This window comes from Chryseobacterium populi, assembly GCF_000282115.1.
In the GTDB taxonomy this organism is placed as follows: domain Bacteria; phylum Bacteroidota; class Bacteroidia; order Flavobacteriales; family Weeksellaceae; genus Chryseobacterium; species Chryseobacterium populi.
On sequence record NZ_AKJY01000014.1, the window covers coordinates 266,628 to 284,439 of the forward strand.

At 35.4% G+C, this 17,812-nt stretch carries 17 protein-coding genes, 1 tRNA gene and 1 pseudogene; 9 read left to right on the forward strand and 10 right to left on the reverse strand.

Annotated elements, in window-relative coordinates:
• Complete coding sequence (locus PMI13_RS05630) at positions 1 to 2,505, forward strand: alpha/beta hydrolase family protein (RefSeq protein WP_007841529.1); 2,505 nt, start codon at positions 1 to 3, stop codon at positions 2,503 to 2,505.
• A 15-nt stretch (positions 2,506 to 2,520) separates the two neighbouring features.
• Here the strand turns inward: PMI13_RS05630 and PMI13_RS05635 are convergent, their stop codons facing one another.
• The 4 genes and pseudogenes from PMI13_RS05635 to PMI13_RS05645 form a co-directional block, all read right to left on the reverse strand.
• Positions 2,521 to 2,778, reverse strand: coding sequence for a DUF6520 family protein (locus tag PMI13_RS05635; RefSeq protein ID WP_007841530.1), 258 nt, complete (start codon positions 2,776 to 2,778; stop codon positions 2,521 to 2,523).
• Positions 2,779 to 2,802: 24 nt separating this feature from the next.
• The gene (locus PMI13_RS21510; protein WP_238536282.1) at positions 2,803 to 3,741 is read right to left on the reverse strand and encodes a hypothetical protein; all 939 of its coding nucleotides are present in this window, start codon (positions 3,739 to 3,741) and stop codon (positions 2,803 to 2,805) included.
• Between the two features lie 189 nt (positions 3,742 to 3,930).
• A pseudogene (locus PMI13_RS21755) lies at positions 3,931 to 4,314 on the reverse strand (MauE/DoxX family redox-associated membrane protein); the annotation flags it as partial.
• A gap of 138 nt (positions 4,315 to 4,452) precedes the next feature.
• On the reverse strand, positions 4,453 to 5,238 hold the full coding sequence (locus PMI13_RS05645) for a helix-turn-helix domain-containing protein (RefSeq protein WP_007841534.1): 786 nt from the start codon (positions 5,236 to 5,238) through the stop codon (positions 4,453 to 4,455).
• Between the two features lie 218 nt (positions 5,239 to 5,456).
• Here PMI13_RS05645 and PMI13_RS05650 point away from each other — a divergent pair, with 218 nt between their 5' ends.
• From PMI13_RS05650 to PMI13_RS05665, 4 genes are all read left to right on the forward strand, one after another.
• Positions 5,457 to 6,086: a TetR/AcrR family transcriptional regulator gene (locus tag PMI13_RS05650; protein ID WP_034669227.1), complete on the forward strand. Its 630-nt coding sequence runs from the start codon at positions 5,457 to 5,459 to the stop codon at positions 6,084 to 6,086.
• 47 nt (positions 6,087 to 6,133) lie between these two features.
• Positions 6,134 to 6,502, forward strand: coding sequence for a hypothetical protein (locus PMI13_RS05655; protein WP_007841537.1), 369 nt, complete (start codon positions 6,134 to 6,136; stop codon positions 6,500 to 6,502).
• A 601-nt stretch (positions 6,503 to 7,103) separates the two neighbouring features.
• A tRNA-Asp gene (locus tag PMI13_RS05660) sits at positions 7,104 to 7,177 on the forward strand.
• Between the two features lie 292 nt (positions 7,178 to 7,469).
• Positions 7,470 to 8,489: a L,D-transpeptidase gene (locus PMI13_RS05665; RefSeq protein ID WP_034669294.1), complete on the forward strand. Its 1,020-nt coding sequence runs from the start codon at positions 7,470 to 7,472 to the stop codon at positions 8,487 to 8,489.
• On the opposite strand, the gene PMI13_RS05670 is transcribed toward PMI13_RS05665, so the two are convergent.
• The 3 genes from PMI13_RS05670 to PMI13_RS05680 all read right to left on the reverse strand — a co-directional run bounded on the left by PMI13_RS05670 (position 8,486) and on the right by PMI13_RS05680 (position 11,092).
• Positions 8,486 to 9,010 (reverse strand): hypothetical protein, encoded by a 525-nt coding sequence (locus PMI13_RS05670; RefSeq protein WP_007841539.1) that lies wholly within the window; start codon positions 9,008 to 9,010, stop codon positions 8,486 to 8,488. The two genes, PMI13_RS05665 and PMI13_RS05670, sit on opposite strands and share 4 nt — an antisense overlap.
• Position 9,011: 1 nt before the next feature.
• Positions 9,012 to 10,250, reverse strand: a complete 1,239-nt coding sequence (locus tag PMI13_RS05675; protein WP_238536283.1) for a PDZ domain-containing protein — start codon at positions 10,248 to 10,250, stop codon at positions 9,012 to 9,014.
• A gap of 203 nt (positions 10,251 to 10,453) precedes the next feature.
• Positions 10,454 to 11,092, reverse strand: coding sequence for an alpha/beta hydrolase (locus PMI13_RS05680; protein WP_034669226.1), 639 nt, complete (start codon positions 11,090 to 11,092; stop codon positions 10,454 to 10,456).
• 257 nt (positions 11,093 to 11,349) lie between these two features.
• Here PMI13_RS05680 and PMI13_RS05685 point away from each other — a divergent pair, with 257 nt between their 5' ends.
• Together PMI13_RS05685 and PMI13_RS05690 are read left to right on the forward strand one after the other, a co-directional pair.
• Positions 11,350 to 11,781, forward strand: coding sequence for a hypothetical protein (locus PMI13_RS05685; RefSeq protein WP_007841543.1), 432 nt, complete (start codon positions 11,350 to 11,352; stop codon positions 11,779 to 11,781).
• A gap of 252 nt (positions 11,782 to 12,033) precedes the next feature.
• Positions 12,034 to 13,719: a helix-turn-helix domain-containing protein gene (locus PMI13_RS05690; protein WP_007841550.1), complete on the forward strand. Its 1,686-nt coding sequence runs from the start codon at positions 12,034 to 12,036 to the stop codon at positions 13,717 to 13,719.
• 12 nt (positions 13,720 to 13,731) lie between these two features.
• Here the strand turns inward: PMI13_RS05690 and PMI13_RS05695 are convergent, their stop codons facing one another.
• Together PMI13_RS05695 and PMI13_RS05700 are read right to left on the reverse strand one after the other, a co-directional pair.
• The gene (locus PMI13_RS05695; RefSeq protein WP_007841554.1) at positions 13,732 to 13,962 is read right to left on the reverse strand and encodes a hypothetical protein; all 231 of its coding nucleotides are present in this window, start codon (positions 13,960 to 13,962) and stop codon (positions 13,732 to 13,734) included.
• Positions 13,963 to 14,036: 74 nt separating this feature from the next.
• Positions 14,037 to 14,249, reverse strand: coding sequence for a hypothetical protein (locus tag PMI13_RS05700; RefSeq protein WP_007841556.1), 213 nt, complete (start codon positions 14,247 to 14,249; stop codon positions 14,037 to 14,039).
• Between the two features lie 320 nt (positions 14,250 to 14,569).
• Here PMI13_RS05700 and PMI13_RS05705 point away from each other — a divergent pair, with 320 nt between their 5' ends.
• Positions 14,570 to 15,604, forward strand: a complete 1,035-nt coding sequence (locus PMI13_RS05705; protein WP_007841557.1) for a T9SS type A sorting domain-containing protein — start codon at positions 14,570 to 14,572, stop codon at positions 15,602 to 15,604.
• 192 nt (positions 15,605 to 15,796) lie between these two features.
• The gene (locus tag PMI13_RS05710) at positions 15,797 to 16,303 is read left to right on the forward strand and encodes an outer membrane protein (protein WP_007841558.1); all 507 of its coding nucleotides are present in this window, start codon (positions 15,797 to 15,799) and stop codon (positions 16,301 to 16,303) included.
• A gap of 165 nt (positions 16,304 to 16,468) precedes the next feature.
• Here the strand turns inward: PMI13_RS05710 and tyrS are convergent, their stop codons facing one another.
• Positions 16,469 to 17,764 carry a tyrosine--tRNA ligase gene (tyrS, locus tag PMI13_RS05715; protein WP_007841559.1) on the reverse strand — a complete coding sequence of 432 codons (1,296 nt, stop codon included), beginning with the start codon at positions 17,762 to 17,764 and terminating at the stop codon, positions 16,469 to 16,471.
• Between the last annotated feature and the right edge of the window lie 48 nt (positions 17,765 to 17,812).

A 17,812-nucleotide genomic window follows, 5' to 3' on the forward strand; every position in this document is an offset into this window, starting at 1 on the left:
ATGAAAAGATCAGTTTGTATATTCATTCTATTTTTTATAGGAGTTCTTTATCCTGCGCAGAGTAAGAATGACACCCTTGAAATCTGGATGTCAAAATTTTATAAGCTTGTCAATCCTGTCCTTTCTGAAGATGGAAAATGGGCAGCGGTGAGAAAGAGGTATAATGCCAACCAGGATACATTGATTGTGATAAATACCCATAAGCCTAATGTTCCCATAGCAACTATAGCTGTAAACGGGGAATCTTCATTTTTGAAAGGTGAGGGGATATTGGTCTTTGGTGGCGGGACAGCGGAACTTATCGGTCTGAAGTCCGGTACCAGAAAACATTATGATAATGCTAGGACGGCATATCCCTTTTCCAAAAAGGGGCAATACGGGATCCTGAGAAAGGATTCTGTGTTGAGCGTTTATACAATGGAGGGAATAAGAATACATGAGATCAAGGGTATACAGGGATTACCTGTAATGGACGGCAATAAAAGCCTGTATTTTTGTAGGAAGACCGGTACACAATATGAGATAATTAACATTTCAGGGAATGAAACCCGACATGTAGGAATTATAGAGAATAAGGTTAAGAAGATTGAATTAAGTCCGTCAGGAAAACAGCTTATTATTACGACAAGTGAAAAGCTAACTGGAAGTCTGCAAGTAATGTTCATGAATACCAGAACCGGCAAATCTGTATCATTTCCTAATGTTTCCTCCGGGAAAGATGATTATTATAAGGTGACTGAGATCCAGGAGGGAAAGGCATATTGGGTTGCTCTTTACTGCCCACAGAATCGGGAGGAAGGACTGGTCGACATCTGGTATGGGAATGATGATAACCTGGGAGCAAAAAAAACAGGGACCGTAAAGAGTAGGTACTGGCTTTGGAAACCAGAATCTGAACAGGTTCAGGAGCTTCCCAATACCAGGTACCCGGTGATAGCACCACTGAATAGTGAGCGTTACTTTTTGGCCTTCCATCCGACCAGGGGACATAACTTTTTGACCTATCGGCCTCAGTTTAACGAAACATCCATTTATGATGCAGAACAACAGACCTATCGCCCACTTGGTACATTAAAAGGTGTTTTTTATGGTTCACCGGAATTAATCTGTTCCATGAATAGTAAAATGGTATTAGGAAGTGAAGATGGGAAGAGATGGACATTGTTTGGATTGGAAAGCGCAAAAAAAAGTACGATAGAAAAAGACGGCCTACGGAACCCTGTTTTTTCAGATGATAACCAATCTATACTTTTTGAGAGCGAAGATGGCTTATGGAAGTATAATATTAAAAATAAAGTCTTAACCCACACAAATGTGTGGCGGGGTAAAACTGTAAAAATTATGAATCCAAAACAATATGATTTATCACCTCCTTACCAATTTGCTGTCACTAGCTTTGAAAGAAAAAAGCCGATACTGGTAGAAATAACAGATAGGTCCAACAATCTTACTTCTTATAGTATATGGAGAGGGGATACGGTAAAAGAAATAGTATCTCCTACAAGGAATAGAGTTCGAGATATTGTATTTGGTGATAGGCTAGAAAATTTTTGTACTCTGGAAGAGAATTACAATTTACCACCTCAATTGTTTTTAAGAGACAGTAAGCAGGATACGCAACAACTGATATATGGAGCAGATTTTGTCGATCAAAGTGCAAATTTGTTAAGGCAGGATATTATCCATTATACTACGGCAGATGGCTTACCCCTTAAAGGTATTTTATATTATCCATCAAGCTATTCTCCGAATAAAAAGTACCCAATGGTGGTATATATTTATCAGATTCAAAGTTCAAAGTCCAACGAATACTTAACTCCGGGGTATAATAACTCCGACGGCTTCGATATTCGAACCCTTTTGGAAAAGGGGTATTTTGTATTGCTTCCAGATACTTTTATTGGTAGTGCAGGAGCAGGAGTGTCGGCGTTGGATTGTGTCAATAAGGCATTGGATATTGTAAGTAAAACTCGCGGTATTGACATGAAGAAAGTTGGCCTTATCGGACATTCTTTTGGTGGGTATGAAGTAAATTTTATAGCCACACAATCAGATCGATTTACGACCTTTATTTCTGGTTCTGGACACAGCGATATTGTAAATTCTTATTTTTCATATAACTATCACTTCACTGGTCCTCATTATTGGCAGTACGAAAATGGGCAGTATGATATGAAAGTAGCATTCTCAGAAAACAAAGATTTGTATTTTAGAAATAACCCTATTTATAATGTAGAAAGAGTAAATACACCTATGCTACTATGGACTGGACAGAAAGATGAGAATGTTCCCTGGAACCAGACAATGACTTTTTTTATTGGATTAAAAAGAAATAAAAAACCCGTGATAGCATTATTTTATCCCAATGGAGGGCATGCATTTCATGCAGGCACAGCTGAAAAAAAAGATCTATATAATAAAGTCTTTGAGTGGTGGGATTATTATCTAAAAGACAGGAAGAATGTCTCTTGGATTAACAGGAAAATGGAAAAGGGTGCACGATAGCACCCTTTTCATGTTTTAAGGTTTAAACAGTTCATCACCGCACATAGTGGGGCTGATTGGCGCAGCATGTAATGGTGTTACGTTATCTTCTGACCATGTACACGCATCACTAAAGATGGTACTGCACTTTTGTTTCGCATCAACGCATTGTCCTGAAGTCGCGTCAATACGATAGGCGTCTACAATAATTCTTTTGCTGCTGTTCATTTTAGTTGCAAAAGCGGCACCTGTACCCATCAGTACAATGGTAACAGGAAGGATTAACTTTCTCATAAGAAAACATTTAATAGTTACTGCCTACTCTATAAGGTTTTCGGCTTCCCCTGCTTTAAAGTATTTGGCAATCGGTTCTCTGAACCGGTATCGAACAAGTTCATTTCCTGAGAGAACATATAAGTATTGGTCTGTAGCCAGCATCTGTGATAATGATTCTCCGTTGCGGTTGTCAACATAGAAGCTTCCAGTGTATTGTTGCCTGTCTGTTCTGTATATATCTATTACGGAGGCCCTTTTCCATGCTTTTGTTGATTCATACTTTCCTTTCAGGCGGGAATGGTTGAACAGAAGTTGTCGGTTTACTGTGACAAATCCGTTGACCTTAAGAGGCGGAGCACTCATTTTATGCGTTCCGTCAGAGAACATGTGGGTTTGGATTTTTGCCGTAGTGGTAGTATCAATGGTATTTAGCTTCTGTTGTACATTAAGATTTCTGTCCATTACTATGAACTGATTTCTGTAGGTGTAGGTATAGATGATTGTAAGACTGTTGTGCTCTGCTACGAGTTTTCCATCCGAGTCAAACACACCATCAACCTGCTTTTCAAGTATTAAGGGATGCATTTGCAATTTGGGATTCCGATGGAGATTGATATCGGCCAACATATACTGCCGGTTCTGGCTGCTTTGCGTCCTTATGGCAAAGCTGGAAGAGTCTACTATGGCCAGCTGAGTAAAGAAGGCATCCATATAGCTGATGGTATGAGCCAGAGTGTCATCCAGGATTCCCCTGTAAATAACCGGAATACTACCATCATATAAGTAATAAAATGACCCCTTCACCTGCATTTGAAGGTTGCGGAAAGGATAATTTGAGCTGTCGAGGTGTATTCGTCTTACATGGGTATTATTTAATGCAGTATCAACTGCTGTGAGGAGCAAAGGAGTTGTTACATTTCCCAAATAGATATTTCCACCACTAGTTCCGGCAAAATAGTACGAATTGAGAGCTAGATCCAATGATTTGTCCTCTAACACTGGATGGAGAAGAAAACGCCTTGTAAAATTGTTCTCTTTTTTTATGATGTACTCGGAACTATTGAATAACGCAATGACAATAATACAGCTTATTATTACAACTATACTGGAATAAATTATTGGCCGTTTTAAAGGCTTATTCCTTCGTTTTTTGTAAAGGAGAACACCAATAACAGCAAACGCAATACAGATCAAATTAAATATGAGATGCTCAGTCCATCCAAGTTTTTCGAGGATGCCTCCACACGAGCAGGGTATAAACTCACTATAATTAAGGATCAAATAGATGTAGATTGTAAAGCTGGTCATTAGACCGAGAGACGCATACAATCCGGTTAATCGTGTCTTGGGAATACAGAGCAGAATAGATAGAATGAACTCAACAATTATAACTGAATAAGAAATAAAACCAGCGTAGGCACTTAATAGCGGAGATTGCGCTAGTTGCACCTGGAAGTTTTCAAAGTCTAACAGTTTACTCACACCGGCATAACTAAACAGTAAGACAAAGAAGAAGTTGATAATAACGGGAATTTGAGGGTTTATCTTTTTCAAAGCGTTGTGTTTTGGAATCTGATGTAAAATTCGTCATCGTTATCGAAAACAAAAATATCAGAAAGAGACTTTTTTATAGTAAATATCAGCTCAAACATGGTAAAAAGAGCCTTAAATAGAGCAAATCATTCTATAGCCTCAAATTAGGTGCAAGAATCTCGGAATTTGCTGTAACGGGAAATTATAGAGTTTATTAAAAAGCCTGTACATGCTACTATAGTCAGTAAAATTATTCTGAAATGCAATTTCTTTTAAAGTAAGGTCTGTAAACATAAGATCGTCAATAGCATCCAGCATTTTGAGCTTTAGGATAAAGTCATAAAGAGTCGTTCCAAAATATAATTTTGAATCCATTTGGACCTGCTTATAACTTTTGCCATACTGTGTTGCCAATCTTTTAGGGGACAAGTTGATGTTTTTCTTGTATGTTTCGAGAAGGTGAGTTAAATAAACTGGCCTATAAGTGCTAAACTCTACCATTGAAACCGGCATTCCGAGCTGATGCAGTAAACTAACTGCTGTTGCTGTTTCATTATCGATGATGCTTATGCCGGTAAGCAGCATAAATTCAGAAGGGCTGTTGTAATGCTGATAAATTGGAATAACAGTGTTTTCCTCTGTATTGATTCGGGCCATATTGGAAGCAACGGTTTTCTGGATGGTTTTAAAGACAGCCCCATCGATTAATTTATCTTGCCCGGACTGAAAAGTATCAGCCCCATGACTTATAAACACCTCTTGCTTATAATAGTTGTATAACGGGGCCAAGTCTAATGCAATCAGAAATTTTAAGCGCTCCTTCAGCATAACTGCATTATGGTTTAGCACCTGATCATAGAGATTTAAATTATAAACGTTTGTCTGAAATGGTAAACGAGCGAATCTAGCAACCGCATCTTGGAGCTTGCTGTCAAGAATATTCATTAATTGTATATGCATGTGATAATGGATAATGGGTTAAGAAAAAATTGGTACAATTGAGGGGACTGGGTTAATTATGTGTCTTTGTATCTCCAGGAAAACTTTCTTTCTTTCAGTCGGGCGAGTCGATAGGAATACTTTTTTGTAAATATATCACCATTTGGTGATAAAATTAAACAAATTTCTTTTTGTACGGTTTTTATTATATTACTATAAAAATCATGGGAAGGAAAACTGTAGAAGGAGCGATAAGAAATAAGGAGAAGAGCAAGCAAAAATTACTAGATGCTGTAGGAAAAATACTGAAGACGAAGGGCTTTTCAGCGCTAAAGGTAAATTATATTGCTGAAACTGCCGGATTGGACAAAAAATTGATTTACAATTATTTCGGTGGTATAGATCAGCTGATTGACCAGTACTTGCAATCGGAGGATTTTTGGAGCATTTTAACTAAAAAGGTGTCTCATTTAGATGTTAATGATGGAGGCCAGGCTCTTTCAAAAGCATTGCTACTGTCACAATTCGATTATGTTTACGAAAATACCGAGTGTCAAAAGATCATTTTATGGGGCCTTAGTGAAAATCGAAAATCTTTGAAAAAGTTGGCTAAAAATAGGGAGATAGAAGGGGAATTAGTCTTTAAGAATATTTTTGATCAACATTTTGGTAGCAATGCCTGTCTTTATCGGGCGATTGCAGCTCTCTTGATTTCAGGAATTTACTACCTGGATATTTTTGCCACGACCAAAAGTAGTACGTTTTGTGGCTTAGATCTTAATAGTAAAACTGGAAGAGCAGAAATTCAGGAAGCTATTTCCTTTATTGTCAGTCAGGCATATTTGAATTTATAATTATTGCTATATTAATGATTACTTAATAATTAAAACTAATTATCCATATGAAAGATCTTGATAGTTCATTTTCATCTTTATTAGAAAATGTTTTCGGTGACACTCTTAATCAAGTCATAATGGACTTATATATTAATTTTCAGGATAGTCTGGATGAAGATCTTGAAGGAAGGACGCAAATTTTTGAGACTTTACAAAATTGTTTCACAGTTATGGAATCTCATTGCTATAGGCTAGAAGTACGTCAAGTCATTGATTATATTTTTGAAAACGGCCCTAAAGTGCCAATTCCAGACGTGTGGAAGAACAGGATTAGAGATGCTGGCAGATATCTTAGCGAAGAACAATTTTACCGCTATTCTAAACCTGCTATTTCACAAGAAGCAGAGAGATACAATAAAGGACCAAAAAGGTAAATAACTGATTGAAGAATATTTAAGATTAATTTGTAGGTACTAGACAAAATAGTAAATAGTTGATCTTTAATTGGTGTAACACAGGTGGTCTAATGATGCGGCTGTTGCAGAATGATTCCAGATTTGAATTTTAAAGATTTGAGTAATAGCAAACTAAGATAATAAATTAAGTAAATTGTATATATTTATTGTTATTATAGACTAAAAGTTATATATTTGCACTCGAAATCGAAACTAAAGAGTTCTTTGATTCCTTGTTGTAGAGGAGTTTTGCAGACAAAATATTATTTCGGAAGGTTTTTTAACATTTGCTAATGATGATCGTGGCATTTTCATGGCAAAATTAGCTTAATAAGTTGAAAGATCCCCGTGGTAAAGCATTTAAAGGATAGGTTCTAATCCCAAGGGGATCACCAGATATCCAAAAGCAAAATAGAGAGATCTAAAAAATGATTTTTGGAAAATGAGAAAAAAAACGTGGCAAGATCGTGGCACTTTTGATTCTCAAATTTAAAAAGTCAATAAGAATACGGTTGTGAAGAAATGGGTTCAAATCCCGTCCGGATCGCATATCAAATTTGATTGAAACTTCAGAACTACTGATCCGGTAGTTCAGCTGGTTAGAATGCCGCCCTGTCACGGCGGAGGTCGCGGGTTCGAGTCCCGTCCGGATCGCAATCAAACGTTAAACCCTTCAATCGTATTGGAGGGTTTTTTGTTGCCATCAGAGGAGTTTCGGTTAAATTTCCGTTCAATCTATTTTTTAAAATCTAACAATTTTATTTTACTAATAAATTGATAATACTGTTTATAATTTCTTAGAATATGGTTATATTACCATAAATAATTAATGCCACCGTATTTTTACGGTATTTTTCTTAAACACTTTTATTATTCGTTTTTAGGTCTGATATTTGTACTGTCAAACCAAACGAAATGACCTTATTTATTTATGAATAACATACTTGTGAGAAAAATTTTTTTATTTACTCTTATTATCGCATTATTTTTAGTTTCATGTAAGAAGGAGATTGAAAAAATAAATGATACTTTAAACAATGATACCACTCAGACTGAAACTCAAGCTTCCAAAACGGATTCTATAAAAAAAGATTCTGTTGTGAAAAAAGAATCCGTGCCTCCCGCTATGCAGGAAAATGGTTTTTATAACGCTTTTGTCCTTCCGAAAGATAAAAAGCTCAGGGATTCATTATATGGGGTTTTCAGCAAAAAATATTCTGAAAAAGAACGTTATGCAATCTTAGCTTTAAACAGGCTGGATTCAAAAAATAAATGGAATTCGGATACCTTGGTAGTTCCCGCCAAAATAGATACTACACTGATGTCTTATTCACCTTTTCCGATGCAGCTGGATGTACTGAGCGGGGTGAAGAAGTTTGTGATTTTTTCATATCCTATTCAGGCTTACGGGGTATATTCGAACGGAAGCCTTGTAAAATGGGGCCCAACAAGTATGGGAAAAAAAGCAGCACAGACTACCCGTGGTTTAACGTTTGCCAACTGGAAAAAGAAGTTATCTATTTCTACAGTGAGCAGTGAATGGAAATTGCCCTATAATTTCAATATTTTTAATAGTGGAGGCATCGGCTGGCATCAGTATGACCTTCCGGGTTACCCCGCATCACATTCATGTTTAAGATTATTGATGAAGGATGCCCAATGGCTGTATTCTTACGCCGATACTTGGATTTTAAATCCGGGTGGAGCGACCACAAAAGCAAAAGGAACACCGGTAATGGTTTTCGGGGATTATAAATGGGGAGGAAGAAAACCCTGGAGAAAGCTTCTGGATGACCCGAATGCGAATAACATTTCCGTAGAAGAAATGACGAGGCTTATTGAACCGAATATTGAAAAAATTCTAAAAGAACAGGATAACAGAGACAAAGTGGCAGATTCCATTAAAGCTGCAAAAGCAGTTGAAATTCAGGAACCGGCTATTATACCGGAAGTTCCGGCTCCTTAATTTTTCTTTTCAAACTGCAGGGTAGACTCTTCGGCAAATCTTCTCAATTTTTGCATTTCATCTTTGGCTTTGCTTTGCCCGAATCTTGCGGCAATATAAGTTGCGGCTATGCACGCCAGCATGATAAATGAAGCGCTTAAAGCCCATGGGAAATCGTTGCTTTTTATTTGCTTTTCCACATAAAACATCGTGAAAAAGGTCATCCATAAAATAGAAAAAGAGAAATACAGAAACATAAAGAAAGTCCATACTGCTGAGCTGGGCCCGAATACACCTCTTATGACAATCTGATCATCTTCCTCTTCGGTGCGTAAAGATAACCTGGGCTTCCAGTAGGTATCATACTTTGTTTCTACACAAATGGTAGCAACCTCCTTATTGATATTCCCGGAAAACTCATCTTTATGCTCCCTAAGATAGTTTTTTAGGTTTTCAGCATATTCTTCCTTGGTGAGATGGGTAAACATCTTGAATCGTGGCCGTGTTCTTATTTTATCTAATGTGGTTTCTTCCGTTTGCATACTATTCCTGATAGGGTATTGGATCTTCTAATGTAAAGCTTAATGTCAATTCCTGGGTTTTTCTGTGAACAACCATTGTAATGGTTCTGCCTTCAGACGATTTCATTAATTCAAGGATGCGCTCCAGGGTCATATCGGAGGTCCTTCGTCCGTTAATAGTAATAATCTGATCATCTTTTTTCAAACCTGCTTTATCGGCTGGTGAATCTTTTCTCACTCCTGCGATGGAAAATATGGGTTTCAGAACAAATTTATACTGTAGGTTATTATTAAGAACCTCTACTTCACCTGATGCTTTATTTGTACTTTTAGCTGTTGCTATGCTGAATACATCTTTTTCCCACTGTAAACCATCCTGCTTAAAATCAAGGCCGCTCATATTAAAATGGAAAGGATCATCATAATTTTTATTTTTTCTTAAATATAGTTTCTGATTCTTATAATCAAATGCTACCGTGAACCGGCGCATAATTTCACCACCTACAGAGCCTTTTCTGCCATCAACAATAGTAACATGCTGAATGGAAAATTCATCAGGCATTGCCGTAAGAGGTTTTTCAAATTTAAAATCCCCGATATAAAAATTATGAATTCTGCTCCTTTTACCATAAACATCACCATTAAAGCCTCTTCCTAAAAAATCATCGATATTGGGGCGGTTATATACAAAATTTTTGATAAGGTTTGGAAAGAGCCAGATAGGATCACTGTTTCCAAGATCTATCAGCAGCTTTGAGCTTTTCTTTTCATTCGTCATTTCCACATGAGCATGCATATAGGGCTTATTTCTTTCAATGGATATGGGAAACTCTTCAAATTTTTTTATTTTTTTTCTGAATAATTCAATATCATTATAGATGGTAATCCGTTTTGAGAGATAATCGATAATTACCGGATGCTTTTTAAAAAAATGGTAGCCGATAATCCCGTTAACAGGAATTCCAACGTGGGAAGAAATATTAAATTCCTGATTGACAATAATAAAAATACTGAATGAAGTGTTTGTGAAATCTTTTCCGATCTTTCCTACATTGTTGTCTGAACGGAAGCCATCAATACTGGTATTTCCACCTAATCCCGAAAATTTTATCTTTTCAAGGTTGCTTAGCTTTACTTCCTTATCCTCTAAACTGAAAATTGAGGTTTCTGCGACCCCCGTATCCAGCAAAAAGGTTAATTCTGCACCATTTACATTAACAGGAATAAAAATAAGATTGTTGATAAACTTAAAGGGAATCACTGTTTTTTTAGCATTCTTTATTTCAAAGGAATTTTGGGCATTAAAAAAAATGCTTAAAAATAAAAACCAAATAAAATGCCTGAATTTCATTTACTGAATTTAGTGAAATTATTGTTACAAAAAATAAAAAACATTCTCTGATTTGAGAATGTTTAAGTATTTTGTAAAGAATTTGCCTGAATGTTTTGTTTTTTGTAATTTAATTATTTCGAAAAAAAATCCATCAGATCAATATAATTTTTTTGATTCACCCCGTGTCCGCTCATATACTCCCTGAAAGTAAAATAACAACTCAGGTCATACAGTAAATCAGCAGCTTTTCTACCCCATTCTAAAGGAATGACAGCATCATCTGTTCCGTGGGATACAAAAAAACGAAGTTTTTCCAGTTTCTTTTTATCTTTCACAATATCACCTAAAATCTTTTGTTCAGGGTAACTGCTTAAACAGGCCACATAACTGAATAATTCAGGATGCTTCAATGCCAGTGCATAGCATAGAATTCCTCCCTGGCTGAATCCGCACAGATGGGTCTTACTTTCCGTTAAACCATAATGATTGATGATTTTCAGTATATTTTCCAGGATGGCATTCAAAGATGCATTCGCCTGATCAACATCAATAAACTTTTCAGGATTATTGAAATCAATATTAAACCAGGAATAACCCTCAAATTGAGTGTCTCCCGGGGCTCTGAAGCTTACAAGAATCCAGTCGGCAGGAAGTGTTTCTCTGAAACTGAAAAGGTCCTGTTCGTTACTTCCGTATCCGTGAAGCATAAAAAGTATAGGAGTATTGGGTGTAATATTTTCGGGTTCCCTGACTAAATAATCTAAATTCATAGAACAAAGATAAATAATAATCAGATGGTAAAATCTCAAAAATCTGAATTTTTTTTTGTGTTAAAAAATTGTGAAGGATATTTTTAATTTCCCCTAAATAAGCCGGTTAATCAAAATATTATTTTCGTAAAAACCTGGATATATAGGTTTTATTGATTTGATATTATTTGGAAATTTTTGTTGGAAATTTTTCATAAAAGTTATTTTTATATTGATAAAAAACCTATATTTGAAACATTAAAAATCTATTTGGAGAAATGAAGCAATTTTACAAATCTAAAAGTTTACTAAGACTTTCTTTTTTATTCATCGTATTATTTTCAGTAGTTTCTGTAGCTAATTCTTGTAAGGATGACGATGATGAAGAATTTACAGATCATATGGTACAATTTGAGGTGAAAGGTTCTCAGAATGTAGTTCCTAAAACCATCGTAACTCAGGTTGGAACCAGCCAGAATACAATGTATAACACGGTTCAGACACCTATAACCTATCCTTGGACAAGTGGAGAGTTTTTTGTTAACTCAAGTCAGTCCCAGTTGAATCTTGCAGCTAATGCAGAACTTCCGAATGCTGATTCTGAACTGATCGTTACGATTTGGATCGATGGTGAAGTTGCCAAAACAGATACGGTTACCGGAGCTGGAGTAAAAAGTGCTGCAGTAGCCCACAGTTTCCTGGAATTATAAAAAGCAAAATTAAATACACAAAAAAACCGCTGGAAAGCGGTTTTTTTGTGTATTTAATTTCAGTCAACAGAGATCAAATTTTTCTTAATTTTTGTAAATATCAGCAATAATTTCTTTATTTTTTTATTTGAAGTTATTTTTATCCGTTGACTTTGATTAAGTTTATACATAATGGTGTTAAATTATCTTTTTATTTAAAATTCAGGAATAAAATTAAGTATATTAGAATGTTAATTTTAGTTTGAAAAATAGATGTGGAAAAGAATAACGGTATTGATATTTTTAATTGCATTTTCTTCTGTATTTCCGCAGAACCAACAAGATATACAAGCTTACAAAGATAAATTCTTTATCTATCAGAAAATAGGAACAGACAGTGCTTTAGTGTATGTAAATAAAATTTTTGCTTCTAAAAATAATGCTGATCTGGCATTTGCCTATGCTGCAAAAAGATACTTATTGACGATTACCGGAAAAGAAAATGCCACTCAAGGTTATCTTGCAAAAATTAATGCGTATTTAAAAAAAGTTCCGGAAACAGAAGAAAATTATGTGAGTTTATCCCATATACACAATATTCTCGGGAATACTGATATGGCAAACGGATCTCCTAATGAGGCATTAAAAAAATTTATAAAGGCTGACTCTTTTGCACAAAAAAATAATGATATCCGGCAGCATATAAAAATCAAAGGAAATATTGCCTATGTAAAACTTAATATAAAACAAACGGATGATGCTATTTCAGAAACTAAGGAAGTACTTGAGCTTTTGGGAAAGAATAAGCATTTATATGAAAAAGAAAATTTTGAAATAATTTATAACAACCTGTTTTCCAATTTAGGCCACCTTTATTCCGATAAATATATCTCAGATCCGGATAAGAATAAAAAATATGCAGACAGTGCCCTGCAGAATTTTTACCAACTGCTTCGTTCTACAAAAGATAAGAAACTGTTGGCTGGGACTTATTTAAAACTGGGGACATTAAACAATAAGAAGAAAAATTACCCGGAAGCATCCGGATATTATCTGAAAAGCTTAGATCTCTATACTTCTCTGCAACTTAAAGATGAGATTCTTAATCTTAAGTATAATTTGGGAGTGAATTACTATGAGTTGGATGAATATATGAAATCAAAGCAGAGTTTCCTGGAAATGTCCCATGCAATGGAGAAAGATTCATTGATAAATATAGATTATATTTTTACCCAGGATTATTTATCCAAAATTTATTTAAAGGAAGGAAAGGCAGATTCTGTAGAATTTTATAATAACAAATTCATTGACCTGTACCAGAAGAATTCTGAATTGGAAAAGAAAAATATAGCCAATATTTACAGGGAAATCAATTCCAAGAATTTGAATGAGGAGATCAATAAAAGCTCTTCTATACTTAGAAACCGTTTGTTTCTTATTATCGTATTGATTGTATTGATAGGCTGTATCTCAGGATATTTATTGCTTCAGATCCGGAAAAAGAAAAAAATAGAAACCAGGCTGGATGAAATATTACTTCAGGTAAAGAACAGCAGTTTAAATAACCATCAGAGTAAAAGCAGTTTTACAATAAGTAATGAAAAAGAAGCGGAGATTATGGAGAAGCTGCTTGAGCTGGAAGACAAAAAGATCTATCTTAAAAATGAGTTTAACCAGGCCTATGCTGCAAAAAAACTGGGAACCAATACCACTTACCTTTCACAGACTATCAATAAATACATGAAGAAATCTTTCAGTGAATATACGAACGAATTAAGAATCAACTATATTCTAAAGGAATTGTCTGAAAATAAAAAACTGCGAAATTATACTACCCAGGCGTTAGCGGATCTTGTAGGCTATAAAAGTGGAATTTCTTTTGCAAGAACGTTTAAAGAAAAAACGGGTGTTACCCCGTTTCAGTATATTGAGAAATTAAATGCAGAGAATTTATCCTGATTAAAATGGCCTTTATACGGAGGCGGAGCATGTCTGTGCACATTGGTCTGTGCAAATATTTGAAGAACAACATTCATCTATCGGCATCTCCCAACAATGATCTACTGTTCCTGAACCATTACCATTATTGGTTCCGCCTCCACCAGGCCCATCACCCCCATCAAGAGAAAGCTGTCCGGCAATGATTGCTGACTGTTCTTTTCTGGTTAATTTTTTTAAGCTGTTTTTAAATTGTGTTTTCATATTGATTCTTTTTAATTTTTATTTGAAAAGTTTAGCTGGCAGATTTCTTCATTGCTTCAGGCATATTCATCTATTTAGACTTCTGAATTCTGGACGGGTAAACAATCTGGTTCTGTTGTAGGGTAGAAACAGCGTAAAGTGACATTTCCAGAGCCACTGCCATTATTGGTACCTCCGCCTCCGTTACCGTAAACAGGATCGTTAATTGCTGTTGTGTTTCCGGCAGTAATTTTAAGCTGTTCTTTTCTCGGTAATTTTTTTAAACCGGAGTTAAATTTTGTGTTCATTATAAGTGTTTTAATATAATGCTGTGATATTTTTATGAATACAACAGCAGATGGCGTAAAATTAAAAATTAATATGCTTTCAAAACACATCTTGTACAGAAGGATACTTCAGAATATATGATTTTTATTTAATTATCTGTTTGTTAGGGGTTTAATTTGTTTTTGAAGATATACTTTTTATAAAAAGTTCTATTGTTTTTTATAAAATATTGATTCATACCGTTTTTTTTCAGCTTAGATTAAGCAACATTTGTACTTGAAATTTCTTGAAGGAAACAAATATGAAACCTTAAAAAATGATAATACAAAAAATTTAAAGTATGAAAACAAAATATCTACTCATTATTATTTTATGTACACTTTTTAACGTACAGATAAAAGCACAACCTACTATTACCAGTGCAGATATAATTACCGGAACTTTTCCATATACAGATGTTTCTTTTGCACCGGGAGCCTATTCTCCCGGTAGTGGAGGAGCGAATATAACCTGGGACTTTTCCAATATCCAGGGAACAGGGAACGGGGCTACATTGTTCTGGGGGGTATGCCCCGGTATTCCGGAATGTTCAGCTTTTCCCACAGCAAACCGGTATATAGCGGTAATTGATCCGAGTACCGGAACTCAATTCCCTGATAAAAATCTGTTCCGGCTTACAGATACTCAGTTTGAACACTTAGGTGCCCGTAATGAGACGATGAATTTTACTTATGCTTATACGGATACTCCGATTGAACTTACATTTCCAATTACTTACGGACAGTCTTTTACAGATACTTCCTCAGTAACATATAATAGCATTACCACCACTACTAATGATGTGATTACAGCAGATGGGTATGGTACCCTTGTAACTCCTGCAGGTACTTTTACCAATGTGTTGAGAGTGAAAAAAGTAAGTACTATAACATCATCCGGTGCAGGTGTAACTACAATAACGGAAACTATCACGTATGTATGGTATAAAAACAACAGGGAGACAATTGCGACCTTTGCAATAGTGAACTTTATATCACCTGCATTACCACCTCAGTCTTCAAACTTTCAATACACTACCAATGCTAATCTGGCTGCGGAAGATATACAGGCAGGAAAAAAGATAATGGTATATCCCAATCCTGTTAAAGACGGAAAACTGTGGATCAATATCCCTTCAAATGTTAAAATGAAATCTATCAGAATATATGATATGACCGGGAAACAGATTTTTACAGAACTACAGCATCAGATCATTCAGATAGGAGGTAAACATATGATCAGTCTGCAGAATTATCCCGAAGGAACTTATATCGTTAAGATAGAAACAGATAAGAATACTTCTTCTAGTACCATACAGATCGGAAAAAGCAATTAATACTCATCGTGCATGCGGATTATGGAAATGACACTTTAGTTTAAACAGAATCTCTATTACAACTGAATCACCCTATCAATAATAATGTTTTTTTTCATAAAATTTATAATTATCAGCTGTTATTCTTATTCCAACATGCACAATGAGCTTAATTTATAATTTTTAATAAACTAAATAATAAACAATTTAATAATGAAAAAAAAGATTTTTTTACTGGGCCTGATTTCGTTTTTTGGAGTAATGAAAGCACAAAGAGTGCAGAAAGGAGAAGCCCAGATCAATGCAGGAGTTGGATTTTCAAACGGATGGGGAATGCCTGTGTATGCTGGTGTTGATTACGGTATACATAATGACATTACCATAGGAATTGAAGGAAGCTATAGTACTGAAAAATATACCGGGGATATTAAAGGAAGCTGGTTCGGGATCGGAATTAACGGAAATTATCACTTTAACAGCCTTTTTAAAATTCCTAATAAATGGGATATATATGCAGGAGTAACATTAGCTTACAACTCATTCTCTTATAAGTATAACGGTTCTGATTATGATTATTTCGGAGGTGAATCTTCAGGAGTTGGTTTTGCAGGTCAGGCCGGAGCCAGATACTATTTTACGGATCATTTTGGAGTGAATGTAGAATTCGGAGGTGGAACGGTGGCTTCTGGAGGTAAAGGAGGAATTACCTATAAATTTTAATTAAAATATGAAGAAATGAATCTATACCGAATACCTGGAAATAGATTTTTATAGAAAAATAAGTGTTAAAATTGGATTTGGATGAGGAATAAAAGAAATTTATCTTTAGATTTCATATAAATGTGGTAGCGAAATCGGGCGGGCTCTTTGAGCCCGCCCGGTTGATTAGATTACTTTTAGAATAAAGTAGCTTTTCTTTCCCTTCTGAAGCAGTAAAAACTGACCGTCAATAAGGTCGCTTTCATTTGCTGTAAAAGTATCATTTACTTTTTGTTTGTTTACAGAAATTGCATTTCCCTTAATTTCTCTCTGAGCCTCACTTTTAGATTTCAGGAAACCCGATTTTTCAGAAAGTAAGTCAATGATATTTACTCCCAGAATATCAGATTTTACCACTTCTTTTTGAGGAACTCCGTCAAAAATATCTAAAAATGTTTGTTCATCTAAATTAACTAAATCTTCGGCGGTAGATTTTCCGAAAAGAATTTCCGAGGCTTTCAGGGCTTTTTCATATTCTTCTCTTCCATGAACCCAAACTGTAACCTCTTCAGCTAACCTCCTTTGAAGCTTTCTTTCATGCTCATTTGTTGTATGTTCTGCAATTAAACCTTCAATTTCTTCTTTACTTAAAAATGTATAAAATTTGATGAATCTCTCTGCATCTTCATCGCTGGAATTGAACCAGAACTGATAAAATTTATAAGGAGAGGTCTTCTTTTTATCTAACCAATAGTTTTCGCCACTTTCGGATTTTCCGAATTTGGTACCATCTGCTTTAGTGATCAAAGGAACTGTCAATGCAAATGCTTCACCCTGGGCTTTTCTGCGGATCAGTTCAGTTCCGGTAGTGATATTTCCCCATTGATCAGAACCTCCCATTTGCAGTTTTACATTATTGTTCTGATATAAATGAAGGAAATCATAACCCTGGATAAGCTGATAGGTAAATTCAGTGAAACTCATTCCGTCTGCACCGCTTTCTCCCGAAAATCTTTTCTTCACAGAATCTTTTGCCATCATGTAGTTTACTGTGATGTTTTTTCCGACATTCTTAGCGAAATCAAGGAAAGAGATGTTTTTCATCCAGTCATAGTTATTCACTAATTCTGCTTTATTAGCTCCTTCTCCGTCAAAGTCTAAAAATTTTGAAAGTTGATTTTTTAAACAATCTACATAATGTAAAAGCGTTGCTTCATCCAAAAGGTTTCTCTCTGCAGATTTTCCGGACGGGTCTCCGATCATCCCTGTAGCACCTCCCACCAAAGCAATAGGCTTATGGCCATGCTGTTGAAAATGCGCTAAAATTTTTATCTGAATAAGACTTCCGATATGCAAAGAATCAGCAGTTGGATCAAAACCAATATATGCAGTAGTTACCTCTTTATTCAGTTGTTCATCGGTTCCGGGCATCATATCGGCAAAAAGACCACGCCATTTTAGTTCTTCAATAAAGGAATTCATTATATTTTCTTTAAAATTTAATCGTGCAAAGATAAGAAATTCAATGTT